Here is a 17,134-nt window from a genome sequence, read left to right as displayed (position 1 = left end):
TAAGCCTCGCATCATAAGTGATGAAAGGAGTGTAAGTATAGATGATTACTAAAGGCGATAAAAACAAAGCACGTTTGAAAAGACACCTTCGCGTTCGTAAGAAAATTGAAGGTACAACTGCTCGCCCACGTTTGAACATTTTCCGTTCTTCCAAACACATGTATGCTCAACTGATCGATGACACAACTGGTGTTACAATCGCTGCAGCATCCACTCAAGATAAAGATCTGAAAAGCGATATCGGTAACGGCGGTAACGTAGAAGCTGCTCGTAAAGTTGGCGCATTGATCGCAGCACGTGCGAAAGAGAAAGGTGTAGACAAAGTGGTATTTGACCGCGGTGGCTACCTCTATCATGGACGTGTTCAAGCATTGGCTGACGCAGCTCGTGAAGCTGGACTAGAATTCTAGGAAATAGATATAAGGAGGTAAAAGACTTGCGTGTAGATCCTAATACTTTAGAGCTAACAGAAAAAGTTGTTAATATTAATCGCGTAGCTAAAGTAGTAAAAGGCGGACGTCGTTTCAGCTTCAGCGCACTTGTTGTCGTTGGCGATGGCAATGGCTGGGTTGGCGCAGGAATCGGTAAAGCATCCGAAGTTCCTGATGCAATCCGCAAAGGAATTGAAGATGCGAAAAAGAACTTGATTCATGTTCCAATCGTAGGCACTTCTATTCCTCACCTTGTAACTGGTAAGTTTGGAGCAGGACGCGTTCTGCTTAAACCGGCTTCCCAAGGTACAGGAGTTATCGCAGGCGGACCAGTTCGTGCAGTTCTTGAACTTGCTGGTATCGGCGATATTTTGACAAAATCCCTGGGTTCATCGAACTCTATGAACATGGTTAACGCAACGCTTGAAGGCTTAAGCCGTTTGAAAAAAGCGGAAGAAGTTGCAAAGCTTCGTGGTAAAACTGTTCAAGAGTTACTAGGTTAGGAGGGGTAAACATGGCGAAACAACTACAAATTACCCTAAAACGCAGCCTGATTGGCCGCCCTGAAACGCAACGTGTTACTGTGAAAACTCTTGGTCTGCGCAAGCTGCACCAAACTGTTCTTCACCAAGACAACGCAGCAATCAGAGGTATGGTTAATCAAGTGAGCCATTTGGTAGAAGTTAAAGAAATCGAAGCATAATTGCACGATATTAAGATCTAGAGGAGGTGTACAACGATGAAGTTACATGAACTAAGTTCTGCTACAGGCGCTCGTCAAACTCGCAAACGTGTTGGACGTGGAACAAGTAGTGGTATGGGTAAAACATCAACTCGCGGACACAAAGGTCAAAACGCACGTTCCGGTGGTGGCGTTCGTCCTGGATTCGAGGGTGGACAAAATCCATTATACCGTCGTTTACCAAAACGTGGTTTCACGAACCGTTTCCGTACGGAGTACGCAATCGTGAACCTTGAAGATTTGAACAATTTCGCAGCTGGTACCGAAGTTACTCCAGAAGTTTTGATGGAGTCTGGTATTGTTAAAGCTCCTAAAGACGGCATCAAGATTTTAGGAAACGGTGAAATCACAGTAAAATTAACCGTTAAAGCGAATAAGTTCTCTCAATCAGCGATTGAGAAAATCCAAGCTGCCGGCGGTCAAACCGAGGTGATTTAATGTTCAGTACCATAGCCAACATCTTCAAGGTAGAGGATTTGCGTAGAAGGATTGTTTTTACACTCATCTTGTTAATCGTCTACCGTTTAGGTGCGTTCATTCCGGTGCCTAACATAAATACAGATGTTCTTAAACTTCAAGACCAAGCGAATCAGAGCGATGTCTTTGGTTTGCTTAACACGTTTTCCGGCGGTGCGCTCTTCCAGTTCTCCATCTTCGCGATGGGAATTATGCCTTACATCACAGCTTCTATCATCGTTCAGCTTTTGTCCATGGATGTAGTCCCGCGCTTTGCGCAATGGGCGAAAGAAGGCGATGTTGGAAGAAAGAAGATGACGCAAGTTACTCGCTACGGTACGATCATCCTAGGTATTGTGCAAGCATTCGGTCTTTCAATCGGGTTCAACCGCTTATATAACGGGCTCGTTATTGATCCAGGGTTCGCAACATTTGCTTTGATTGCTATCGTACTGACTGCTGGTACAGCTTTCTTGATGTGGCTCGGGGAGCAAATCACTGAATTTGGGATTGGCAACGGTATTTCCATTATCATCTTTGCAGGTATCGTCGCGGCGATTCCTACAAGCATACAGCAAATCTACAAGTCACTGTTTGCGACCGAAGGAGCTTTATTCCTGAATATCGTAAAACTGATCATTATTGCTATCGTTGTTGTGCTGATTATTGCTGGTGTCATCTTTGTACAACAAGGGGTTCGTAAGATTCCTGTACAATATGCTAAGCGTGTAGTTGGTCGTAAAATGTATGGTGGTCAAACTACGCACATTCCACTTAAAGTGAATGCTGCTGGTGTAATCCCAGTTATCTTCGCACTTTCGTTATTAATGTTCCCTCCAACCATTGCAAGTTACTGGAGAGGTAATGTCGTTGCAGAATGGATTATTAACAACTTGAGTATTAACCAGACTGCTCCGTTAGCGATTGTTCTGTATGTACTGTTGATTATCGGTTTCACATACTTCTACACTTTCGTACAAATTAATCCAGTTCAAATGGCTGATCAGATGAAGAAAAATGGCGGCTACATACCGGGGATCAGACCTGGTAAAACAACTTCTGTTTATCTGACTCGTGTAATGACTAGAATTACTCTTTCTGGAGCTCTGTTTCTTTCAGCAATCTCGATTCTCCCTATGCTTTTTGGAGGTCTTGCAGGTTTGCCAAGTTCGGTTCGGATTGGTGGTACTTCTTTACTTATCGTAGTAGGCGTTGGTCTTGAAACGATGAAACAAATCGAGAGCCAATTGATTAAACGGCATTACAAAGGGTTTATCAATAAATAGCAAATAGGTTCTGATGGGGCAAATTATGCGACATCGGCACCTATTGTGCTGTTCGTAATGCCGAGTGCGATGGGAGGATTTAAAGTTGAACGTAATTTTTATGGGGCCTCCTGGTGCAGGCAAAGGTACGCAAGCTGAAAAGATCGTAAGTGAATTTCAAATTCCTCATATCTCAACTGGAGATGCGTTTCGCTTGGCGATGAGCCAAGGAACACCACTTGGTGTTGAAGCCAAAGGTTATGTGGATAAGGGGCTTCTTGTTCCTGATGAAATCACAAACGGTATTGTAAGAGAGCGTCTTGCTCAACCGGACTGCGATAAAGGTTTCCTGCTTGACGGGTTCCCGAGAACTGTTGCTCAGGCAGATGCTTTGGCTGAAATTGTAGATTCCTTAGGCAAGAAGATTGAATTAGTAATCAATCTTTCCGTTGATCGCAGCTTTTTGCTCGCACGACTAACCGGCCGAAGAATTTGTAAATCCTGTGGTGCTACGTATCATGTAATCTTCAACCCACCAAAGCAAGATGGCGTATGCGATAAGTGTTCAGGTGAGTTGTACCAACGATCTGATGATACGGAAGAGAAAGTCGGAACGCGTTTGGATGAGTACATCAACAAAACCGCTCCGCTGCTGGATTACTACCAAAAGAGGGAATTATTGCGTGAGGTTAACGGGGAACAAGACATTCATGCGGTAACCGAACAAATTAGTTCACTGCTACGAGGTCTAGCGTAATGATCATTTGTAAGTCCGAGGTTGAACTAGACCTTATGCGAGAAGCAGGTCGTATCGTAGCAGATACGCATCGCTTATTGGCGAGGGCAATTCGTCCGAACATTACAACGAAAGAACTTGATCAGATCGCTGAGGATTACATTCGCAGTCAGGGAGCAATTCCATCTTTCAAAGGCTATAACGGTTTTCCTGGAAGCATTTGTGCTTCAGTCAACGAAGAATTAGTTCATGGTATTCCTGGTCCAAGAAAGCTGGTTGAGGGCGATATTATCTCTGTTGATATTGGCGCTCAGTATAAAGGTTATCATGGAGATTCTGCTTGGACGTATCCTGTCGGTGAGATATCTGAAACAGCTAAACGTTTGTTAGCCGTGACAGAAGAATCACTGTATCGAGGCATAGCAGAAGCTAAACCGGATGCTAGACTCTACACGTTGTCGCATGCAATCCAAACTTGTATTGAAGACGCAGGCTTCTCCGTGGTTATAGAGTATGTCGGTCACGGTATCGGAACGGATCTTCACGAAGAACCACAAATTCCGAATTACGGTGTACCTGACAAAGGTCCCCGTCTCAAACCAGGCATGGTCCTAGCCATTGAACCCATGGTGGTCGTTGGCGAAAGATTCGTCCAAACACTCGAAGACGATTGGACTGTTGTCACCGCGGATCGTACATTATGCGCTCATTTTGAACATACGGTTGCTATAACGGCTTCTGGTTACGAAATATTAACCTTGCCTAGATCGTAGGTGATGATGAATGGATAGGTTGATGCCGAAGGTGGGTCAAATCGTAAAGGTGCTTCGCGGTAGAGACCCCGGAGAATATGCGGTCGTGATTGGTATTGTCGATGATCGCTTTGTCTGGCTTGCAGACGGCGTAAATCGGAAATTCGATCAGCCGAAGAAGAAGAACCTGAATCATCTTCAAATACAAGAAACGATTAGTAGTGAAGTGGAGTCAAGCATTAGGGAAACAGGTCGTGTTACTAATGGAAAGTTGCGCTTCGCAATTGCCAAATTCGTTGAACTCAAGCAAGTTGAAGCACAAGAGAAAGGAGAATGACTGTGGCCAAAGAAGATGTAATTGAAGTAGAAGGTACAGTGATTGAACCTCTTCCGAATGCAATGTTTAAGGTTGAATTGGAAAATGGTCATAAAATCCTAGCCCATGTATCTGGTAAAATCAGAATGCACTTTATCCGCATTTTACCTGGAGACAAGGTTACCGTAGAATTATCGCCTTATGATTTAACGAGAGGCCGTATAACCTACCGCTTTAAATAAATGTTCGGCTTACATGTAAGTTACTCTCTCAAGGCGTATGCTTACGAAGCAAGTTTTCTAACAGAAAACGCAACATGGTTGCTTACGATGATAAGGAGGGCTTAGAAATGAAAGTTAGACCATCGGTTAAACCGATTTGCGAGAAATGCAAAGTTATTCGCCGTAAAGGTAACATTATGGTAATTTGCGAAAATCCAAAGCACAAACAAAAACAAGGTTAAAAGGAGGTGCAATCTGTAGATGGCACGTTTAGCTGGAGTTGACTTACCTCGTGACAAACGAGTAGTAATCGCGTTGACTTACATTTTCGGTATCGGCACTACAACTGCTCAGAAAATCATCGCTACAACAGGTATTGACGGCAGCACTCGCGTTCGCGACCTGACGGAAGATGAAGTGAGCAAAATCCGTGATGTAATTGACAAAACCCTTAAAGTAGAAGGCGACCTTCGCCGTGAGATTTCCCTGAACATCAAACGTCTAATCGAAATCGGATCCTACCGTGGTCTTCGTCACCGCCGTGGTCTTCCTGTTCGTGGTCAACGTACTAAAACTAATGCTCGTACACGTAAAGGTCCTCGTCGTACAGTAGCTAATAAGAAGAAATAATAAAGGGGGTTAGAGCTAATGGCAAAACCTAAAAAAGTAGTCCGTACGAAACGTCGTGACCGTAAAAATATTGAGTCCGGAGTTGCACATATCCGTTCAACGTTTAACAATACGATCGTAACGATCACGGATCCTCATGGCAACGCAATTTCCTGGGCATCTTCAGGAAACCTTGGATTCAAAGGTTCCCGTAAAAGTACACCTTTTGCGGCACAAATGGCAGCTGAAAAAGCAGCTAAAGCAGCTATGGAGCACGGCTTGAAAACTGTTGAAGTTATGGTTAAAGGTCCAGGCGCTGGCCGCGAAGCAGCAATCCGCTCTTTGCAAGCAGCAGGTCTTGAAGTAAACCTGATTAAAGACGTGACTCCGGTTCCTCACAATGGCTGCCGTCCTCCAAAACGTCGTCGCGTATAATTCAGGATTACTTTGTAGTATAATTATCTTAAAAACGTGAATAATGGTTTGAAGGATAGGCATACTATGAAATTTTGAAGCGAAGTATCCAGAGGGAAACGACGTATTGAATGGAGGGTACATTTCATGATCGAAATCGAAAAGCCAAAAATCGAAACTGTAGCTTTAAGTGAAGACGGCGCTTATGGAAGATTTATCATAGAGCCTTTGGAGCGTGGCTATGGTACAACATTAGGTAACTCACTACGTCGTATCTTACTGTCCTCTTTACCCGGGGCTGCAGTAACCTCTGTCCAAATCGATGGCGTTTTGCATGAGTTTTCAACGATTCCTGGCGTGCTTGAGGATGTAACGGAAATTATCCTTAATCTTAAAGGACTTTCGTTGAAAATTCACTCCGATGAGGAGAAAGTGCTTGAAATTGATGCAGAAGGAGAAGGTAATATTACTGCGGCAGATATTCGCGGTGATAGCGATGTGGAGATTCTTAACCCGGATCTGCATATTGCAACCTTGTCTCCGGATGCGCGTCTTCACATGAGGATTCATGCGGGCAGAGGACGCGGTTACGTCCAATCGGATAAAAATAAGCATGAAGAGCAACCAATCGGTGTGATTCCAATTGATTCGATCTACACGCCTATTACCCGAGTAAATTACAGTATCGAGAATACTCGCGTCGGCCAAGTGACGAACTATGATAAGTTGACCCTCGAAGTGTGGACCGATGGAAGTATTAGACCAGAAGAAGCAGTAAGCTTGGGCGCCAAAATCTTAACTGAACATCTGAACTTGTTCGTCGGTTTGACGGACGAAGCCAAAGATGCTGAGATTATGGTGGAGAAAGAAGAAGATAAGAAAGAGAAAGTTCTGGAGATGACTATCGAAGAGCTTGATCTATCTGTTCGTTCTTACAACTGTCTCAAGCGTGCAGGGATTAACACCGTACAAGAGCTTATTACCAAAACAGAAGAAGACATGATGAAAGTTCGGAACTTAGGTCGCAAATCGCTTGAAGAAGTTCAAGAAAAGCTCGAAGAGCTTGGTTTGGGTCTTCGTACCGAGGAATAGTCTTGTCAGAAGGAGGTTAATTCAATGAACTACAGGAAGTTGAACCGCGATTCCAGTAATCGTAAAGCATTGTTCCGTGATCTGGTTACAGATTTGTTCATACATGAACGCATTCAAACTACAGAAGCAAAAGCAAAAGAAATTCGTTCCATCGCTGAGAAGTTAATCACTCTTGCGAAACGCGGAGATCTTCATGCTCGCCGTCAGGTTGCTGCTTTTGTTCGTAGAGAGGCTGCAAACGAAAATCAAGATGCGATTCAAAAACTTTTCTCCGATTTGGCTACTCGTTACTCCGAGCGTCCAGGTGGATACACGCGTATCCTTAAACTGGGACCACGCCGCGGTGACGCAGCACCAATGGTATACCTAGAGCTAGTAGATCGCGCATAAGACGGATGGGAAAGGGTGGACGGAATCATAGATTCTGGTGAAGCCCTTTTTTTGCAGTCTTTTACCTGACCTATACGGTAGGAAGGATGACTCATGGAGGAACAAGCCTTGAGAAATCTACGGTTTACTATAAGTTATGATGGCACAGCATACTCAGGCTTTCAGATTCAACCCAATGCGGATACCATCCAGCAGCGGTTAGAACAGGCTGTTTATCTGTTGACTGGTGAGCAAGTGAAAGTGGCCTCCTCGGGGCGCACTGACGCGGGTGTTCACGCCAAAGCGCAAGTTATTAATTTTACCACGAATTCCAAGATACCTGTGGAACGTTGGTGTTTAGCTCTAAACGCTAGACTACCCAAGGACATCGTCGCTCATACGGCGGAGGAGGTCCCCCCTTCTTTTCACTCCCGCAAAGCCGCGAAACGCAAGACTTACTGTTACACGATTCGTTCGGTGCGCTTCCCTGATGTCTTTCACCGCAATTATGAATACCATCACCCTACGCATTTAAACGTGGAAGCCATGAGAGAGGCGCTCCCTTGTTTGCTAGGAGAGCATGATTTCACTTCGTTTTGCACGGTGAGAACGGATAAGGAAGTAAAGGTGAGAACCCTCTACGAGGCTCGTATGGTGCTTGAAACCGACGAGTTAATCGGTGGGGGTCAGGTTGAAAGGATTCGGATCATTGTGACGGGGAACGGCTTCCTTTATAACATGGTTAGGATTATTGTAGGCACGTTAATTCAGATTGGCGAAGGCAAGAGACCTAGCAGCGATATGCAGCGCATTCTTGAGGCCAGAAACCGGGCTGAAGCAGGGCCAACTGCCGAAGCGATGGGGTTAATGTTGTGGAAAGTAGAGTATTAAAAAAGTTGAAACTTTTCTTGCTTCTTCACTAGGTTTCGTGTAAAATATAACTTGGCGTTTCGTGATCGGCTATCCCACAGCCCCTGATCCGCAGCTGCCACAACCATCCATCGATTATGTAAGTTAACTATAATAAATATGTATTTGAGATATATTTTTAGGAGGATTCAGCATGCGCACGACATATATGGCGAAGCCAAATGAAGTAGAGCGTAAATGGTACATTGTTGACGCTGCAGGCCAAACACTTGGTCGTCTTGCAAGTGAAGTTGCTAGCATTATCCGCGGTAAGCACAAACCGGAGTTCACTCCACACGTAGATACTGGTGATTTCGTAGTTGTTATCAATGCTTCCCAAATTAAGCTTACTGGTAAAAAAATGCAAAACAAAATGTACTACCGTCACTCTTTATACCAAGGTGGTTTGAAAGTGACTTCCGCTCAGGACTTGCTTAACAGCAAACCTGACCGTATGATCGAATTCGCTGTACACGGTATGCTTCCTAAGAACCGTCTTGGCGACAGCTTGAAAACAAAGCTTAAAGTATACGGTGGAGCAGAACACCCACATCTAGCACAACAACCAGAAGTTTGGAATCTTCGCGGTTAATATAAGGAGGAACGTTTCGTGGCACAAGTTCAATATTATGGAACGGGTCGTCGTAAACATTCGGTAGCGCGTGTGCGCCTAGTACCGGGTGAAGGACGCATCATTATCAATAAACGTGATCTAGATGAGTATTTCGGTCTAGAAACTTTGAAACTTATCGTTAAACAACCTTTGGCTTTGACAGAAACTGTCGGTAAATACGACGTTTTGGTTCTTGCTAATGGTGGTGGAATCAGCGGACAAGCTGGAGCAATCCGTCACGGTATCTCCCGCGCTTTGTTGAAAGCTGATCCTGAATACCGTGGATCCTTGAAAAAAGCTGGATTCCTAACACGTGATTCCCGTATGAAAGAGCGTAAAAAATATGGATTGAAAGCCGCTCGTCGCGCTCCTCAATTCTCCAAACGTTAAGATCTTGCGCTTCGGCGCTCAAAAGAAACCTTCCTGGCAGCTTGCTGGGGAGGTTTTTTTGTCTTTATGCAGGTTTTTATTTTTTTGTTGAAAAGTATTCTCAACACGTGCCATTTTTCATCGTTTGAATATATATAAGGGTATAAATAAGGTGAAGTTAATACCAAAATGATGATAAGTCATTGACAGAAAGAATAACTCAGTTATAATTAAGTATAAATCATACAATATCACTCGGAATTAAAAATGGAGGTAAAGTACCCATGAATCTTTTCGAAAAAGAAGCCTTTGTTACTAAAGCCGCTGAAGAATTTGAAAATCAGCCAGCTGAAGCTGTTTTGAGATTAGCTGTTGAAAAATTCCCTAGTTTAACACTTGCATGTAGTTTTGGTGCGGAAGATGTTGTACTCGTTGATATGCTTCAAAAGATTAATCCGAACGTAGATATTTTCTACTTGGATACGAATGTTCATTTTCCAGAAACCTATGAAACTCGGGATCGTCTTGAGCAGCATTACGGAACGAAGTTCGTTCAAGTACTGCCGAAACTTACGCTTGAAGAACAAGCTGAGAAATTTGGCGACGAGCTTTGGAAAAGCGATGCAAATCAATGCTGCAACATTCGCAAGGTCGATCCGCTTACAGATATTCTAAAAAACTATGATGCATGGATTACGGGAATCCGCCGCGATCAAGCTCCGACTCGTGCAAATGCTAAAAAAGTAGAATATGATGTGAAATTTGGTTTGATTAAATTCAATCCGTTGGCTAACTGGACGTCAGAAGATGTATGGAATTACATTCGTGAGAATAATGTAATTTATAACCCGCTGCATGATCGTAACTATCCCAGCATTGGCTGCACGCATTGCACACGTCAAGTAGCAGAAGGAGAAGATCCACGCGCAGGCCGTTGGGCGAATACGGAGAAAACGGAATGCGGTCTCCATAAATAAGAATGGCGGGATGATGGGGGGACTACGTCAATGACGAGGATCAAACCACATGGTGGCGAATTAATCAACCGCTTGGTACCGGCAGAGCATAGAGAAGAATTTCTCAAAATCGCGGCTTCCTTGAAACAAATTCGTGTAAACTCATGGACCATTTCTGACCTTGATCTTATTGCAGTAGGCGCGTTCTCCCCTCTAATCGGTTTTCTTGATGAAGCAAATTACAATACTGTTGTAGAAACTATGCGCCTGACAGATGGGACGGTCTGGAGTATTCCAATTACGTTGTCCATTCCTCCTGACATTGCTGCTTCCATTACTATTGGTGAGCAGGTTGCGCTTGTAGGCGAGGAAGATGGCGTACCTTACGCTATTTTAGACACGACTAGCATCTACAAAGTTGACCAAGTGAACGAAGCTGTTAAAGTTTTCAAAACGGATGATACGGCTCATCCAGGTGTTAATAAGCTCTTTTCTCGATCCTCTACCAATATCGGTGGACCGATCCAGATGCTGAATCGTCCTAAGCCGAAGAAGTTTGAAGAGTTCTACTATGATCCATCGGAGACGCGTCGTATTTTTGCGGAAAATGGCTGGAAAACCGTTGTTGGTTTCCAAACGCGTAATCCGGTCCATCGTGCGCATGAATACATTCAGAAATCTGCGATGGAAATTGTGGATGCTCTATTTCTCAACCCGCTTGTTGGTGAAACAAAGTCCGATGACATTTCCGCTGATGTTCGGATGAAAAGCTATCTAGTTCTCCTCGAGAACTACTATCCAAAGAATCGTACGCATCTTGGCGTTTATCCGGCCGCTATGCGCTATGCAGGGCCACGTGAGGCGATTCTGCACGCTATAGTGCGTAGAAACTATGGTTGCACTCATTTTATCGTTGGACGCGACCACGCAGGCGTAGGCGACTACTACGGTACGTATGAGGCGCAAGAGATTTTCAGCGGGTTTACAGCAGATGAATTGGGGATCACTCCTCTATTTTTTGAGCACAGCTTCTACTGCACCAAATGCGGTAACATGGCGTCTAGTAAAACTTGTCCACATGATAAGTCATACCACATGCACCTCTCTGGTACGAAGGTACGCGGCCTTCTTAGAGATGGACAGTGCCCGCCGCCGGAGTTTACTCGTCAAGAGGTTGCTCAAGTTTTAATTGAAGGGCTTCGAGACCCTGATTATCACGTGTAAGCAAGGTATATTTGTCCACCCTGTCCCATATAGATGATACAGAGTCTATGGGGAACAGAGGTGGATTTTTTATGCGTAAAAGGAAGAAGCGGTTGGTCGTCTGGCTGACTTTTCACAGCAGCCTCAAGCTAGCACTTTCGACTTTACTGGTAGCGCTCGTTGTTTTTATCTATGCCTATGAGCTTCCGGCGACGAAAACATGGTCAGACTGGACATTACCGTTATCGGGTAAAACCATCGCGCTGGATGCCGGGCATGGCGGTCCGGACGGCGGTGCTTCGAGCAAAGAAGGTGTGATTGAGAAAGATATCAATCTAGCCATTACTTTGCAATTGCGTGATTATTTACAGCAAGCAGGGGCGCTCGTTGTAATGACCAGAGAAACGGATACAGATCTAGCAGACCCAAGTACCAAAGGGTACAGTAAAAGGAAAACAGAAGATCTCCACAATCGAGCGGATATGATAAATGAGAAAAATGCCGATATGTTCCTGAGCGTTCATTTGAACAGTATTCCTTCACCCAAGTGGAAAGGGGCACAAACGTTCTACTACACGAATAATCCCAATAACTCCAACCTTGCTGCACTAATTCAACTCGAATTAAAAAGAAATTTGGAAAATACTGATCGTGTCGCGAAGCCTGCAGACAAAACGGTGTATTTGCTAAAAACTTTAAAAATTCCGAGTGCACTCGTAGAAGTAGGGTTCCTTTCTAATCCGGATGAAGCAAGACTTCTTGCTGACGAGAAATATCAGAAAATGGTCGCCGCCGCCATTTATCAGGGTGTTCTTAGATTTTATGCCGGCGAGAAAGTGGGTTCTGAATCATAATGTGTTATAATAAAGGCCACTAATATAATTACGATCTCTTAATAAAGGTGAGTGGCTATGATAAATAAAGAGTTGCTATTAGAAGCTTTAAAACCTCTGCAAGAGCCTCGATATAACCAAAGTGTTGTCGAGCTGAATTTGGTTCGGGATATTTTAATAAAAGAAGAAAGTGTCTCGCTAAGTTTGATCGTTGCAACGGAAGATGAAGCTTATAAAGACACGGCGAAGAACTTTATTCGTGAAGCTATAGAACAACTAGGAGCAGTGCAGGTTCATATTCGCTTTAGATTGATGACGGACTATGAACGAAATCAGATTGAGGAGCTACATAAACCAACTTCAAGCGCTTCAGATAACACTAAGGACACCAAACCCGTACAACCTCCTATCGATCAACCCATATTGGGTGAAGCGTCCAAGGTACAGTTTATTGCTGTTGCCAGTGGTAAAGGGGGCGTAGGTAAATCGACCGTGACGGTGAATCTAGCTGTTGCGTTAGCACGCCAAGGGAAAAAAGTAGGCATCATCGATGCAGATATTTACGGCTTTAGCATCCCAGATATGATGGGCATTGAAGAACAGCCTAAGCTCGTTGATAATGTCATCCTGCCAGTAGAGAAATTCGGTGTCAAAGTTATTTCTATGGGTTTCTTTGTTCAAGATAATGCACCCGTTATTTGGCGTGGGCCGATGCTGGGTAAGATGCTGCGGAACTTCTTTAACGAAGTGAACTGGGGGGATGTGGAGTATATCCTTCTAGATCTTCCTCCAGGCACAGGGGATGTTGCACTTGATGTGCATCAGCTAATTCCACAAAGTAAAGAAGTGATCGTGACTACGCCGCATGCAACTGCAGCTTTCGTAGCGGCTAGAGCTGGCGCAATGGCGATTCAAACGAACCATGAAGTGTTAGGGATTGTTGAAAATATGTCCTACTATGAGTGCAAAGATTGCGGCAGCAAGGATTACGTATTTGGAAAAGGCGGCGGAGCTAGACTTGCGGATGATTTGCACAGTGAATTATTAGCTCAGATACCGCTGGGAGCTCCTGATAATCACATTTCAGAAATTGATTATTCACCTTCGGTGTATAAACAAGAATCCAAAACAGGTCAAATCTATCTGGATGTGGCCGCGAATATCATCGCCAAATTAGAAAAGTAATAGAAAAGGGCTGGCGGAGAACCTCTCCGTTAGCCCTTTTTCGTGTTTTATTGCGAATCGGATGAACCGGATTCTTTCTTCTTCTTGTCGGTATCTTCAGAGTCGCTTTTCTCATCCTTTTGTTTATTGTCTCCACTACCTTTATCTTTACTATCCCCGCCACTTTCATCCTTCTTTTGAGCGGCTTTTGCCGTAGGCATTTGATCAGGCTTGCTCTGCTGAGCAATAGCGGATTTAAGTAAGTCGACCATATGTGCGCGGAAAAGAGGGCTTTGAATCGACTCTTCCATTACGGTCATCATTTGCTGACGATAAGCTGCAGTTTTCATGACATCGAGCATCATTTTCTCGTAGTCAGGATTTTTCATCACATCAACAAGTGACTTCTGATATTCAGGATCTTTTAACAATTCTTTAAACATTTGTTTTGTTTCTTTTTGAATGGCTTTTGCGAAATCTCCTGCAAATTTTGGATCCTTCATCATATCTGTGAGAAACATGTTATTTTCTTTTGCTGTTAAAACATCTTTGACGGCCATTTGTAGTTGCAAAGATTCGTTGGCTGAGAGTAGTTTGATCTGAGACTGGCCAGCTACGCCTGTGGCACCAACATCGCCATTCATGATGCTGCGATTGGCTGCACTAATTGCTTTTTTGCCGTCTTCTGACTTTAAAATATCAAGAATCATGGTCTTTTGTTCTTTATACGTACCCGCTTGTGATTGACCCTGCGATGATTTGTCAGTCCCGCACGAAGAAAGAAGTAAAGCGATAGTAATGAGCGGCAGGACCATCATTGGGCTTAACCTTCTTATTATCATGAGAAAAAGCTCCCTTCCCTAGCTAAGTAATATTAGTATGCGTGGTTAGGGATAGATTATAAGGGCAAATCATTGGCTTTTTATCTCAATCGTTGGTACAATTAACAATTAGAGTCTATGATGGAGGGAATGCACGTGACGCTTCGCAAATGGTTTCATTTATTTTGGACAACACTATTATTAGGAATGATTGTCTCTATAGGAATCGGGCTAATTTTACAATTTTCCGATAAAGAATTCTCTGTTATGGGGTTGTCGGCTGTAGGCTTCAATGTGGTAAATATGCTGCTTGGGGGAGCGACGATTAGCGTCCTAAGTCAAATGGGCTTTTTCGCTTATCTGATCGTTAGATTTATTGCCGCGGGTATTATTAAATCCAAGACGGTGTGGGATCTTTTACAACTAACGATTGTCATCGTCGTATTGATTGACCTTGTGTATCTCAGAATGACCAATTTTGAAGGAAATGATTCCGTATTAAGTTACTTTATTTTGCCGCTGATCATACTGATAATTTCTTTGGGAGTTGCTTACTGGAAAGTCAAAATGACGAATCGAAACGCCTTTATTCCGACCTTATTCTTTATGTGCGCCGTATCCGTGCTTGAAGCCGTTCCCGCGCTTAAATTAGACAATGCTGCTTCGAGCTTGTTTATGTTAGCTCCACTATTGGTTTGTAATGCATGGCAAATTCTGATTTTACATAAAATATTAGATAACAAAAAGAGCTAATTCAATTAGCTCTTTTTTTTGTGGAAATTAATTAAGTTGTTTCATTGTTCTGTCTTCCACAGGGGTTGTTTGTACTTCAGTTTGTTTGATTAGTTCACTAACTGTAACGAATTCATAACCTTTGGATCTCAATTGATCAATAATAACAGGTAAGGCCTCATGGGTTTGTTGGGAAGAATCACTGGCATGCAGCAAAACAATGTCTCCTGGATGAGCCTTAGTAATAACGCGGTTTATAATCGTATCCACGCCTTTGTTGAGCCAGTCCTGCGAGTCTGTATCCCATTGAATAACGGAATAACCTAGATCGTTGGCGATTCGTAGCACACGTTTGTCGAAATCCCCATTGGGCAATCGGATCAGATTGGGCTCTTTTCCGATTAATTCCGTCAATATACCATGTGCTGTCGTTATTTGTTTGCGTATTTCTTCATCGCTAAGTGTGCTGTAATTATCATGCTTATTACCGTGACTGCCGATTTCGAAGCCATCTTTCTTAATTTGTTCTACGATATCGGGGTGAGTTTTACTCCAAGGCGAGGAGAGGAAGAAAGTTGCGTCCTTTACCCCTTTATCTTTAAGAATGTTCAGAATGGGCTCAGCTCGTTTCTCTCCCCAGGAAATATCGAAGGTTAATGCAATAACCTTTTTCTCTGTCTGCACACTATAAATCGCCGAAGGCTCAGCATTAGAAAAGACAGACACGTTGCTTTGCTCCGAATAGACAATAGCTGCTGCGAATACGATGGCAAGGGCAATAAATACATATTGCTTGAGTTTCTTGGCATTCAGTACAAAAAAATAGTTCATTTACAGCCTGTACCTCCTTATGCCTTACAACGGGTAAGGCTTGTATACTCTTTGATAAATAATGTATGCTCGTACACAGTACTTATGCTTCCGAAATTGGAGGAAAGAGAAATGACATTTAAACCTTTATTGCAGCATTTTAAAGAAATGAAGCACTATTTCATCGTCGTTGTTTTAGTATTTGGCGTCAGTTTCTATTTAGGCTGGGCAAACTCAGATCAATTTTCACACTTTTTAAAAGATCAACTAGAAGGAATTAAGTCGATAAGTCAATCGCTCAGTAAGAAAGACAATCCGCAAATATGGTTTTTCTTTATTATCTTCCTGAATAATGCCATCAAATCTGTGGCCATTATTTTTCTTGGGCTTCCTTTGGGTGTGCTGCCGCTCTTCATGTTGGTTGCAAACGGTATGATATTAGGGTATGTTCTATCGCTGCAAACACATGAGAGTACCCTAGCTATTGTGCTCAAAGGGATTCTTCCGCATGGTATCATCGAAATCCCAGTTATACTTCTTGCCTGTGCTTATGGACTTAAAATAGGCATGTTGGTCTGGAAAAGTGCCGCGCAAATATTTATTCCTGCAGCCAATAGAACGGCTATTCCAGAACTTAAGAAAGTACTAACCTTAACCAAACCTCTAAGTGTTGCAATCGTTGTTCTTTTGTTCCTTGCGGCAATCATTGAAAGTACACTCACCTACTGGTTGGTTCATCTGTAAAAATTTTTCAGGGATCTTGTCATAAAAATGGCAAAATCTGAGCATAACAGTAAAGCAGTAGGGTGGCGGGCAAACGAGGGTTTGAGTTGGCCGCTTCTTTCGACTCTACTGTTAGTGCCATTAATCTCTACAGTCGAGAGGGGTTTGGGTGGATGTATGCTCGGATTTTTGTTCAATGATCGGGAATGCAGAGAGTTAGATTACGTATTACGTAAAGAATTAGATGAAATGTTATTTGATTTAAACGACAAACGAATCGATCAAGAAATTAAAGGGGCCATAGAATCCAGATATAAAGTTATCTTCAGGATGTATGCTCGTTTAGCGACTCCCAAAGAAATTTCGAAATATGCAAGAAACCGCAACTACCAGGCTCAAAAAAAATAGGGGGTATGTTCTTGACTTACCCTCTCCTTATGTGTTATTTTATATCTCGCCCCTTGAAAAATAAGGACAAGCAAGCTGACTTAAAATGACTCGAAAAGTTATTTCAAAAAAAGACTTGCAATGTTCCGGGCGAATGTGGTATATTTAAAAAGTCGCCGCTAAACAGAGGTGGTGATAAACGGAAGAAATT

At 43.2% G+C, this 17,134-nt stretch carries 26 protein-coding genes; 24 read left to right on the top strand and 2 right to left on the bottom strand.

Going from position 1 to position 17,134, the window contains the following annotated elements:
• Positions 1-41 precede the first annotated feature (41 nt).
• From rplR to PCH02S_RS28605, 21 genes are all read left to right on the top strand, one after another.
• Positions 42-410: a 50S ribosomal protein L18 gene (gene rplR / locus PCH02S_RS28705; protein WP_127457533.1), complete on the top strand. Its 369-nt coding sequence runs from the start codon at positions 42-44 to the stop codon at positions 408-410.
• A gap of 26 nt (positions 411-436) precedes the next feature.
• Positions 437-934: a 30S ribosomal protein S5 gene (gene rpsE / locus PCH02S_RS28700; protein ID WP_029196451.1), complete on the top strand. Its 498-nt coding sequence runs from the start codon at positions 437-439 to the stop codon at positions 932-934.
• An 11-nt stretch (positions 935-945) separates the two neighbouring features.
• On the top strand, positions 946-1,134 hold the full coding sequence (gene rpmD, locus PCH02S_RS28695) for a 50S ribosomal protein L30 (RefSeq protein WP_079417994.1): 189 nt from the start codon (positions 946-948) through the stop codon (positions 1,132-1,134).
• Positions 1,135-1,170: 36 nt separating this feature from the next.
• Entirely contained in the window at positions 1,171-1,611 is a 441-nt protein-coding gene (rplO, locus tag PCH02S_RS28690; protein WP_127457532.1) for a 50S ribosomal protein L15, read from the top strand.
• Complete coding sequence (gene secY / locus PCH02S_RS28685) at positions 1,611-2,915, top strand: preprotein translocase subunit SecY (RefSeq protein ID WP_127457531.1); 1,305 nt, start codon at positions 1,611-1,613, stop codon at positions 2,913-2,915. The genes rplO and secY overlap by 1 nt, the downstream gene beginning before the upstream one ends.
• An 85-nt stretch (positions 2,916-3,000) precedes the next feature.
• Complete coding sequence (locus PCH02S_RS28680) at positions 3,001-3,651, top strand: adenylate kinase (RefSeq protein ID WP_127457530.1); 651 nt, start codon at positions 3,001-3,003, stop codon at positions 3,649-3,651.
• On the top strand, positions 3,651-4,403 hold the full coding sequence (map, locus tag PCH02S_RS28675) for a type I methionyl aminopeptidase (RefSeq protein WP_127457529.1): 753 nt from the start codon (positions 3,651-3,653) through the stop codon (positions 4,401-4,403). The genes PCH02S_RS28680 and map overlap by 1 nt, the downstream gene beginning before the upstream one ends.
• Before the next feature lie 10 nt (positions 4,404-4,413).
• A complete protein-coding gene (locus PCH02S_RS28670; protein ID WP_127457528.1) occupies positions 4,414-4,719 on the top strand; it encodes a KOW domain-containing RNA-binding protein in 306 nt (101 codons plus the stop codon).
• Between the two features lie 2 nt (positions 4,720-4,721).
• On the top strand, positions 4,722-4,940 hold the full coding sequence (infA, locus tag PCH02S_RS28665; RefSeq protein ID WP_009676800.1) for a translation initiation factor IF-1: 219 nt from the start codon (positions 4,722-4,724) through the stop codon (positions 4,938-4,940).
• Positions 4,941-5,047: 107 nt separating this feature from the next.
• Entirely contained in the window at positions 5,048-5,161 is a 114-nt protein-coding gene (rpmJ, locus tag PCH02S_RS28660) for a 50S ribosomal protein L36 (RefSeq protein WP_029196444.1), read from the top strand.
• Between the two features lie 19 nt (positions 5,162-5,180).
• Complete coding sequence (rpsM, locus tag PCH02S_RS28655; protein WP_127457527.1) at positions 5,181-5,549, top strand: 30S ribosomal protein S13; 369 nt, start codon at positions 5,181-5,183, stop codon at positions 5,547-5,549.
• An 18-nt stretch (positions 5,550-5,567) separates the two neighbouring features.
• Entirely contained in the window at positions 5,568-5,963 is a 396-nt protein-coding gene (gene rpsK, locus PCH02S_RS28650) for a 30S ribosomal protein S11 (protein ID WP_028557470.1), read from the top strand.
• A gap of 126 nt (positions 5,964-6,089) precedes the next feature.
• Positions 6,090-7,034 (top strand): DNA-directed RNA polymerase subunit alpha, encoded by a 945-nt coding sequence (locus tag PCH02S_RS28645; protein ID WP_029196443.1) that lies wholly within the window; start codon positions 6,090-6,092, stop codon positions 7,032-7,034.
• 24 nt (positions 7,035-7,058) lie between these two features.
• On the top strand, positions 7,059-7,424 hold the full coding sequence (gene rplQ / locus PCH02S_RS28640) for a 50S ribosomal protein L17 (RefSeq protein ID WP_057304263.1): 366 nt from the start codon (positions 7,059-7,061) through the stop codon (positions 7,422-7,424).
• Between the two features lie 108 nt (positions 7,425-7,532).
• A complete protein-coding gene (truA, locus tag PCH02S_RS28635) occupies positions 7,533-8,294 on the top strand; it encodes a tRNA pseudouridine(38-40) synthase TruA (protein WP_127457526.1) in 762 nt (253 codons plus the stop codon).
• Positions 8,295-8,466: 172 nt separating this feature from the next.
• Complete coding sequence (gene rplM / locus PCH02S_RS28630) at positions 8,467-8,904, top strand: 50S ribosomal protein L13 (RefSeq protein WP_127457525.1); 438 nt, start codon at positions 8,467-8,469, stop codon at positions 8,902-8,904.
• Between the two features lie 18 nt (positions 8,905-8,922).
• Complete coding sequence (gene rpsI / locus PCH02S_RS28625) at positions 8,923-9,315, top strand: 30S ribosomal protein S9 (protein ID WP_090826682.1); 393 nt, start codon at positions 8,923-8,925, stop codon at positions 9,313-9,315.
• Positions 9,316-9,578: 263 nt separating this feature from the next.
• Positions 9,579-10,271, top strand: a complete 693-nt coding sequence (locus PCH02S_RS28620; RefSeq protein WP_127457524.1) for a phosphoadenylyl-sulfate reductase — start codon at positions 9,579-9,581, stop codon at positions 10,269-10,271.
• A 30-nt stretch (positions 10,272-10,301) separates the two neighbouring features.
• On the top strand, positions 10,302-11,474 hold the full coding sequence (gene sat, locus PCH02S_RS28615; protein WP_127457523.1) for a sulfate adenylyltransferase: 1,173 nt from the start codon (positions 10,302-10,304) through the stop codon (positions 11,472-11,474).
• Positions 11,475-11,545: 71 nt separating this feature from the next.
• A complete protein-coding gene (gene cwlD, locus PCH02S_RS28610; RefSeq protein ID WP_127457522.1) occupies positions 11,546-12,307 on the top strand; it encodes an N-acetylmuramoyl-L-alanine amidase CwlD in 762 nt (253 codons plus the stop codon).
• A 57-nt stretch (positions 12,308-12,364) separates the two neighbouring features.
• Positions 12,365-13,471 (top strand): Mrp/NBP35 family ATP-binding protein, encoded by a 1,107-nt coding sequence (locus PCH02S_RS28605; protein ID WP_127457521.1) that lies wholly within the window; start codon positions 12,365-12,367, stop codon positions 13,469-13,471.
• 47 nt (positions 13,472-13,518) lie between these two features.
• On the opposite strand, the gene gerD is transcribed toward PCH02S_RS28605, so the two are convergent.
• The gene (gerD, locus tag PCH02S_RS28600; protein WP_164819778.1) at positions 13,519-14,268 is read right to left on the bottom strand and encodes a spore germination lipoprotein GerD; all 750 of its coding nucleotides are present in this window, start codon (positions 14,266-14,268) and stop codon (positions 13,519-13,521) included.
• Between the two features lie 159 nt (positions 14,269-14,427).
• On the opposite strand from gerD, the gene PCH02S_RS28595 reads away from it, so the two are divergent.
• Entirely contained in the window at positions 14,428-15,024 is a 597-nt protein-coding gene (locus PCH02S_RS28595; RefSeq protein ID WP_127457519.1) for a KinB-signaling pathway activation protein, read from the top strand.
• A 27-nt stretch (positions 15,025-15,051) separates the two neighbouring features.
• On the opposite strand, the gene pdaB is transcribed toward PCH02S_RS28595, so the two are convergent.
• The gene (gene pdaB, locus PCH02S_RS28590) at positions 15,052-15,834 is read right to left on the bottom strand and encodes a polysaccharide deacetylase family sporulation protein PdaB (RefSeq protein WP_127457518.1); all 783 of its coding nucleotides are present in this window, start codon (positions 15,832-15,834) and stop codon (positions 15,052-15,054) included.
• 111 nt (positions 15,835-15,945) lie between these two features.
• Here pdaB and PCH02S_RS28585 point away from each other — a divergent pair, with 111 nt between their 5' ends.
• Together PCH02S_RS28585 and PCH02S_RS28580 are read left to right on the top strand one after the other, a co-directional pair.
• The gene (locus PCH02S_RS28585; RefSeq protein WP_164819777.1) at positions 15,946-16,557 is read left to right on the top strand and encodes a stage II sporulation protein M; all 612 of its coding nucleotides are present in this window, start codon (positions 15,946-15,948) and stop codon (positions 16,555-16,557) included.
• Positions 16,558-16,713: 156 nt separating this feature from the next.
• Entirely contained in the window at positions 16,714-16,944 is a 231-nt protein-coding gene (locus tag PCH02S_RS28580) for a hypothetical protein (RefSeq protein WP_090826664.1), read from the top strand.
• The last annotated feature ends 190 nt before the right edge of the window (positions 16,945-17,134 follow it).

Origin of the sequence: Paenibacillus chondroitinus NBRC 15376, assembly GCF_004000765.1 — a bacterium.
GTDB lineage: Bacteria > Bacillota > Bacilli > Paenibacillales > NBRC-103111 > Paenibacillus_E > Paenibacillus_E chondroitinus.
This window is presented reverse-complemented; position numbering and strand designations above follow the sequence as displayed.

What these genes read in the sequence shown, in the direction of transcription:
- rplR (WP_127457533.1), top strand. Translation starts at nt 42, where the DNA reads ATGATTACTAAAGGCGATAAAAACAAAGCACGTTTGAAAAGACACCTT.
- rpmD (WP_079417994.1), top strand. Translation starts at nt 946, where the DNA reads ATGGCGAAACAACTACAAATTACCCTAAAACGCAGCCTGATTGGCCGC.
- rplO (WP_127457532.1), top strand. Translation starts at nt 1,171, where the DNA reads ATGAAGTTACATGAACTAAGTTCTGCTACAGGCGCTCGTCAAACTCGC.
- secY (WP_127457531.1), top strand. Translation starts at nt 1,611, where the DNA reads ATGTTCAGTACCATAGCCAACATCTTCAAGGTAGAGGATTTGCGTAGA.
- map (WP_127457529.1), top strand. Translation starts at nt 3,651, where the DNA reads ATGATCATTTGTAAGTCCGAGGTTGAACTAGACCTTATGCGAGAAGCA.
- PCH02S_RS28670 (WP_127457528.1), top strand. Translation starts at nt 4,414, where the DNA reads ATGGATAGGTTGATGCCGAAGGTGGGTCAAATCGTAAAGGTGCTTCGC.
- rpmJ (WP_029196444.1), top strand. Translation starts at nt 5,048, where the DNA reads ATGAAAGTTAGACCATCGGTTAAACCGATTTGCGAGAAATGCAAAGTT.
- rpsM (WP_127457527.1), top strand. Translation starts at nt 5,181, where the DNA reads ATGGCACGTTTAGCTGGAGTTGACTTACCTCGTGACAAACGAGTAGTA.
- rpsK (WP_028557470.1), top strand. Translation starts at nt 5,568, where the DNA reads ATGGCAAAACCTAAAAAAGTAGTCCGTACGAAACGTCGTGACCGTAAA.
- PCH02S_RS28645 (WP_029196443.1), top strand. Translation starts at nt 6,090, where the DNA reads ATGATCGAAATCGAAAAGCCAAAAATCGAAACTGTAGCTTTAAGTGAA.
- rplQ (WP_057304263.1), top strand. Translation starts at nt 7,059, where the DNA reads ATGAACTACAGGAAGTTGAACCGCGATTCCAGTAATCGTAAAGCATTG.
- rplM (WP_127457525.1), top strand. Translation starts at nt 8,467, where the DNA reads ATGCGCACGACATATATGGCGAAGCCAAATGAAGTAGAGCGTAAATGG.
- PCH02S_RS28620 (WP_127457524.1), top strand. Translation starts at nt 9,579, where the DNA reads ATGAATCTTTTCGAAAAAGAAGCCTTTGTTACTAAAGCCGCTGAAGAA.
- sat (WP_127457523.1), top strand. Translation starts at nt 10,302, where the DNA reads ATGACGAGGATCAAACCACATGGTGGCGAATTAATCAACCGCTTGGTA.
- cwlD (WP_127457522.1), top strand. Translation starts at nt 11,546, where the DNA reads ATGCGTAAAAGGAAGAAGCGGTTGGTCGTCTGGCTGACTTTTCACAGC.
- PCH02S_RS28605 (WP_127457521.1), top strand. Translation starts at nt 12,365, where the DNA reads ATGATAAATAAAGAGTTGCTATTAGAAGCTTTAAAACCTCTGCAAGAG.
- gerD (WP_164819778.1), bottom strand. Translation starts at nt 14,268, where the DNA reads ATGATGGTCCTGCCGCTCATTACTATCGCTTTACTTCTTTCTTCGTGC.
- pdaB (WP_127457518.1), bottom strand. Translation starts at nt 15,834, where the DNA reads ATGAACTATTTTTTTGTACTGAATGCCAAGAAACTCAAGCAATATGTA.
- PCH02S_RS28585 (WP_164819777.1), top strand. Translation starts at nt 15,946, where the DNA reads ATGACATTTAAACCTTTATTGCAGCATTTTAAAGAAATGAAGCACTAT.
- PCH02S_RS28580 (WP_090826664.1), top strand. Translation starts at nt 16,714, where the DNA reads ATGCTCGGATTTTTGTTCAATGATCGGGAATGCAGAGAGTTAGATTAC.